4 protein-coding genes are annotated in these 5,439 nt (G+C 64.7%); 1 reads left to right on the top strand and 3 read right to left on the bottom strand.

Going from position 1 to position 5,439, the window contains the following annotated elements; all coding sequences use genetic code 11:
- A partial coding sequence (locus QNJ30_27830; protein ID MDJ0947273.1) for a Clp protease N-terminal domain-containing protein occupies positions 1 to 649 on the bottom strand: 649 nt, incomplete at its 3' end.
- A gap of 283 nt (positions 650 to 932) precedes the next feature.
- Between QNJ30_27830 and QNJ30_27825 the strand changes: the two genes are divergently transcribed.
- A complete protein-coding gene (locus QNJ30_27825) occupies positions 933 to 1,892 on the top strand; it encodes a hypothetical protein (protein MDJ0947272.1) in 960 nt (319 codons plus the stop codon).
- A gap of 63 nt (positions 1,893 to 1,955) precedes the next feature.
- Here QNJ30_27825 and QNJ30_27820 read toward each other — a convergent pair whose 3' ends face one another.
- Both QNJ30_27820 and QNJ30_27815 read right to left on the bottom strand, forming a co-directional pair.
- Positions 1,956 to 3,710 carry a sulfatase-like hydrolase/transferase gene (locus QNJ30_27820; protein MDJ0947271.1) on the bottom strand — a complete coding sequence of 585 codons (1,755 nt, stop codon included), beginning with the start codon at positions 3,708 to 3,710 and terminating at the stop codon, positions 1,956 to 1,958.
- 226 nt (positions 3,711 to 3,936) lie between these two features.
- On the bottom strand, positions 3,937 to 5,439 hold a 1,503-nt coding region (locus QNJ30_27815; protein ID MDJ0947270.1), incomplete at its 5' end, for an ornithine decarboxylase.

The following is a 5,439-nucleotide window of genomic DNA, read 5'->3' as shown; positions in this document are numbered from 1 at the left end:
CAACGTAAAGCGGGTTGTTCTTCGTCCGACGGCACAGAACCTGGATCGTACGCTCGATCTCAAGCTCTCGACCGATCAGCGGATCAACCTTCCCGTCCCGCGCCTTCTTGTTCAGATCAACACAGTAGGCCTCGCGCGCGGTCCGCGCGCCGTCGTCAGGTCCATCCCGGTCGCAGTCGTCCTGGTCCCCTTCGGTCTCGCCCGAGGTGTCTTCGAACCACTTGGACGTACCGGCGGTCCGCACGCGGTCCGGGTCTTGCTGTGCCGTATCCTGCTTGTAGAGGAAAGCGACGGCCCGGGCGCCCTGCTCGTGAAGGAGCGAGAGCATCATGCTCTGTCCGTTGACTTCCGATTCGCCTCTCCACCTGGCGTGCAGCTCCGCCCGATTGATCACGCGGAGCAGGGCCTGCGTCGGCTGGGGGGCTTTCGATTGCCGAGGGCCGGGGCCCGCGGCCTCGGCATCGAGATGGACGAGAAGATCTCGACGCAGCTGTTCTACGTCGATTCCCAGCCCGGTGAAGACGTCGAGCGCGTCCGAGTCCTCGGTGAGTGCGAGAAGCAGGTCTTCAAGCGTGAACTCTTCGCGACATCGGGAGCTGGCGTTCCGCCGCGCCCGATCGAGCGTCTGTTTAACGGTCTGAGACAGCATTGATCCTCTATCCGATTATCCGATCGACACCGGAGCGATAAAGACATCCTCGGCCAGGCTTGCAGGATTCACGGCAGCGGCCATATCGAAACCTAGGCAGGTCCGGCCGCACTATTGCCCTTCGCTTAAGTAAAGAAAGGGTTAACAATTCCGGCAGGCTTGCGGCCCCTTTCGACCTCTTGTCGGCGAACCGCCTGTGGTCGGACCGCGGACGACGGTGGTCTGCGTTAAGTTTTTGTAAACCTCTTCATAGCTATTTCCCGAAGCCATGAAGGACCCCTATGTGAGCATTCTGGAGCAACGCACCTGGTTCAATATTGCCGGGCGGCGGACCATCGACCGGCTGCTCGCGGAACAAATGAAAGTCGGGTCCGAGCTGTCTTTCGATGTCTATCAGGATCCGGAACGGGGCTATCAGTTTCTCGGACGTGCGCCTTTCTGGAGCTCGCACGAGGTCTACCGTGCCGACACGAGGGAATCGAAGATAAGTTCCAGGCTGAGGGGCCTGCGCAAGCCCGACGAGACGGCCTTCGAGGAAGTCCAGAGCTATCTAAAGCAGAGGATCAGCGGTGTCCATCCCCTCGCCGGCTTCGAGTACTACGCGCTATGGGAGCTCATGGGCCTGAGGCAGAGCTTCAGCAGGGAGGCCGCGCTCCATCTCGCGCACGTCATGGAGATGAACCTCTTCTCCTACGGGATCACCAAGGACGATCGCCTGCCGCCGAAGGTCAGAAGGGGATACCTGTTCAACCTGCATTTTCACATCGACGCGCATTTCGATCCGCCGAGCGAGATCGACCTCGCAAGCAGCCACGCCGCCCCGCTCTACGTCGGGGCCTATGCCTCGAGCTGCAACAAAACGAGGATCTACATGTGCCATCGCGGCGAGAGCGAGGTCCTGGCGGACATTCCCAACGATCCGGCCCTCGCCAAAAAGGCCAGGGCGCTGATCGACAGGCCCGAGGTCGAGGCCGGCTATCGCGACGGCCGCCTGAGGATCCTGGTGCGGAGCGGCCAGCTCCTGGGCGCGGTCCATCTGTTCAGCCACCACCGCGGGACTCTCGAGCAGATCTGGAGTCTCACCGGGCGGACGCTCGACGAGATCAGAGAGAGGTACTTCAGCCACTACGAAGAGTTCGAGGGCGGGTTTGTCGCCGAATCGGCGGTGCCGCCGCGCGCCGAACGCTTCACCCTCTATGCCTTCAACGCGAACAAGCTCGGCAGGGTGGTCGCCGTCGCCTGAGCGTTCCGGGTCGGGCTCGGCCGACGGGCCCGTCGCTGCGGCGGTCGTCGCCCGCCGGCCGCGCTACATGCGAAGCTGACGGATGTCCGGGTCGAGACGCCAGCGCGACGGGTCGTCGCCCGGAAGCATCTGACCGGCGTCCTCTCCGACCTCGTCCGCGATCAGGGAATTGAGCTTCTCGTTCATGGCGAGCAGGAGCTCGCCGTTCGCCCGCCGTTCGAGGGCGAGGTTGGTCAACTCCAGCGGATCGGTCTCGAGGTCGAAGAGCTCCAGGTCATTGAGCGCGATGAGCTCTTCAAGGTTCCGGGGCTTGTGGTGCTGCTCGGGGGAGAAGTAGCGCGAGAGCTTGAAGCGCCCGTCGTAGATCGTGCGGATCGCCCCGCGCTTGCGCAAATCGGGGCGGAAGCCCTGCGCCGGGATGTCCTCGGCGCGCCCGCCGTCCGCCAGGAACCTGGCGACGCTGCCCAGCAGATTCTGATCGAGGTAGCTGAGCATGTTGAAGCTGTACAGTGCGCCCGGCCGCAGGGCGTCCAGGGCCGCCGTCTCGGGATCGGCAAGAAGGGGGGTCAGGTCCTTTCCCGGCGAACCCTCGAGACCGGGACCGGCGCCGCCGGCGGCAAGACCGACCAGGGTCGCGGCGATGTCGACGTGCGAGGTGACGGCTGCGCACTGCCTGCCGCCGGGATGGTCCGGATGCGCGATGATCAGGGGAACGTGGATCTGCTCGCGGTAGCCGGTCGCGCCCTTGCCGCTCAGGCCGTGGGCGCCGGCCAGTTCGCCGTGATCGGAGGTGTAGACGACCACGGTCTCGTCCGCGAGCCCGAGGGCCTCGAGCTCGTCGAGCAGCGAGACCATGTGCCGGTCGGCATCGGCGATGCAGTTGAGATAGTAGTCGTTCAGGCGCCGCCAACGCTCGTCTTCGTTGGGAACCGCGCCCACCAGCGCCGCCCGCGACTTGCGGAACTCGGCGTGCGCGGGCGGCCGTCCCGGCGCGTCCAGGGCTTCCTTCCGCGACGCCGGCAGAGGGTTGTCCCAGCGCCGCTGATAGAGCGGTGCCCGCGGAGTTTGGCTGAGCCGCATCAGGAGGCTGGGGTCGTTCTGGATCCGCTCCCCGGGCGCATCGGTGTTGTAGTACATGACGTCGTGCGGGTTCACCAGGTTCACGGCCAGGAGCCAGGGCTTGCCCTCGCGCTGGAGTTCGCGGCCGCGGCCGCGCAGCCAGCTGCGCGAATAGGCGGCGATCACGCCGTCGTGCAGAAAACCGCCTTGGGTGTGGGCGATGATGTCGCCGATGCCGGTGTAGTCGGCAAAGCCGTAGGCCTCCATCTCGGCGCTGAAGATCTTCCTGGGCGCGTGCAGGTCGTTCTCGGTCTCGAACTCCCGGGTGAGATGCCACTTGCCCTTGTAGGCCGTGAAATAGCCACGCGCGCGCAGCAGGTCGCCCAGCGTGTTGATCTCGGTGCTCATGCTGCCGGCCCAGGGGAAGTTGGTGTTGTCGAACATCCCGGTGTGCTGGATGTGCTGGCCGGTGTAGAGGACCGAACGCGACGGGGTGCAGACGCAGGACGCGACCTGGTGGTTCGTGAAGGTCACCCCCGCGCGCATCAGGCGTTCGTGGCCCGGCAGCCGGTAGCCGGGCGGCAGCTCGCCCTGGCGGAAGTAGCGTTCCTGGTCGGTGACGATCAGCAGGATGTTGCGCGGCTTGGCGGGCTCTTCGGCCAGACCGCGGCTGCCGAGCCCGCCGGTGCCGGCGGCGAGGCCTGCGGCGCCGGCGGCCCTCAGGAACGACCTTCGGGTCAAGCTTCGTGCAGGGCTCATCGCTTCCGGTCCGCTTTCCTTCACCATGCCCGTCTCGGCGGGGTGATCTTATCCGCCAGCGGCGCCGGCGCATAGGGCCGGAATGGGTCTCGGGTGCCGGCTTGGGCCCCTAGCCTCGCCGACACCCGAGACATTCTTCCGGCGGCGTACACCTACGTCCTGCCGACCAACCCCCGGTCGAGATCCGTCGTGCAGAGGCCGCCGGAACGGACGGCAGACCGCCCAATTATGCCGCCCGGCCCTTCTTCAGGTTCTTCAGAACTTCCGGCCTGATCGTCTTGAGACCGGCATCCCGGTTGTAGCCATGGATCTCCTTCACATCCAAGGCCAGCATGAAATCGATGATCTCCCGCGTGACCACCTGGCCCGGCACCATGATCGGGAAGCCCGGAGGATAGGGGATCACGAAGTTCGCCGAGACGACCTCGGGCCCATTCTTCAGGCGGTCGTCCATCTCCTTGCTGTTGATCGGAATGTGGTCGCAGTCCTCCGGGAGATAGGCCTCGAAGTATCCGAGCCGCATGTGCCCTTCGAGGGTCTTGCCTTTCGGGTTGTCGCGGAAGGCGTCGTGGAAGCGGCTGAAGTTCGGCAGGTCCGGCACATCCTCCATGAGCGACTTGACCCGCCTCCTGAATGCCTTCACGGCGCCGGTGTCGCCGCCCTCGAGCTGCTTGTCGAGATCGGCCGCGATCTTTGCCAGGGTCGAAATGACGTAGGAGGTGGCGCTCCGCGTGTTATTGATGTTGGACTGGAACAGCACGGAGTTGCGCGACGTCTTGTTGAGCTGGATGTCGTGCTTGTCCATCAGCTCCAACTTGAACGACGTGCCGTCGAAGCCCGCCGTCCCGCAGACGAGCGTGAGGCGCGTCGGATCGAGGACGAACTCGTCGTTATCCCAGGCGTTGACCACGTCGGTCCAGGTGACGTCCAGATCGGTGTACTCGTTGATCGGTCTCGTGCGGAACTGCTCGGGCACCATCTCCGCCGGCGTCAGGATCCGGAAGTACTTGGAGATGAGCGGGTTGGTGTTGACCTCGTGACGAAGCGTGAGCGCCAGCGCGATCTGCTCACGCACGAGCTCGTAGCCCTCGAGCTCGACCTGGCGCCGCGCCAAGTCGAGGGAGGCGATGATCTGGGCGTTGGGCGACGTCGAGGTATGGGTCATGAAGGCCTCTTCGAAGGGCTCGTGGACCAATGCCTCGTAGTCCTCGTCGTGCACGTGGATCATCGAGCCCTGCCGCAGGGCCGACAGCGACTTGTGGGTGGAATGAGTCGCGTAGGCCCGGATGCGCACCTTGTCCGGATCGGGCAGCAGATGCATGTCGAGCAGCTTGGGATCCTTCGGGTCCATCTTTCCGGCCTTCTTCTTGAAGGCTTCGTACTCCTCCCGATACTCGGGGCTCTGGTAGCGCGCGTGCAGCGCGGGCGCCGCCCCCATCGCCGTCCGTCTGCGATAGAGTGGCGAGAAGCGGGCGAAGGCGTACCAGGCCTCGTCCCAAAGGAAGACCAGATCCGGCTTGATCGCCAGGCACTCCTCCATGACCCGCTTCACGTTGTAGATGTGGCCGTCGAAGGTGCAGTTGGTCAGGAGGACCATCTTGGCCTTATCGAGCTTGCCCTCGGCTTTCAGGTCGAGCAGGGCCTTCTTGAGCGTCTTGAGCGGCACGCCGCCGTACATCGAGTACTCGATCATCGGGTAGGCCTCGACGTAGTAGGGCTGGGCGCCGGC

Source organism: Kiloniellales bacterium (assembly GCA_030066685.1).
Classification (GTDB): domain Bacteria; phylum Pseudomonadota; class Alphaproteobacteria; order Kiloniellales; family JAKSBE01; genus JAKSBE01.
This window is presented reverse-complemented; position numbering and strand designations above follow the sequence as displayed.